This is a genomic window from Pseudomonas sp. SIMBA_067 (assembly GCF_046534675.1).
Classification (GTDB): domain Bacteria; phylum Pseudomonadota; class Gammaproteobacteria; order Pseudomonadales; family Pseudomonadaceae; genus Aquipseudomonas; species Aquipseudomonas putida.
This window is the reverse complement of record NZ_JAWRYH010001394.1, coordinates 1-234: the sequence shown is the minus strand read 5'-3', so window position 1 is coordinate 234 and position 234 is coordinate 1. Positions and strand designations below refer to the sequence as shown.

Sequence of the window (234 nt, the reverse complement as noted above, 5' to 3'; positions counted from 1 at the left end):
GATGTGTTCTACATCCCACCCTTTAACTGACTGGCATTAGGAGCAAGCATTTTTTACCGCATTTCAAAACTGCGGCCGGGTCAGGCCAGTTTCTCGAACTTCAAATCCCACACCCCATGCCCCAATCGCTCGCCGCGGCGTTCGAACTTGGTGATCGGACGCTCGGCCGGGCGTGACACGCACTTGCCGTCTTCGGCCAGGTTGCGGTAGCCGGGCGCGACGTTCATCACTTCC

At 58.1% G+C, this 234-nt stretch carries 1 pseudogene; it reads right to left on the bottom strand.

The window, feature by feature from the left end:
• Nucleotides 1–80 precede the first annotated feature (80 nt).
• Nucleotides 81–234 (bottom strand): annotated as a pseudogene (locus SB765_RS33955) (tRNA (guanosine(46)-N7)-methyltransferase TrmB); the annotation flags it as partial.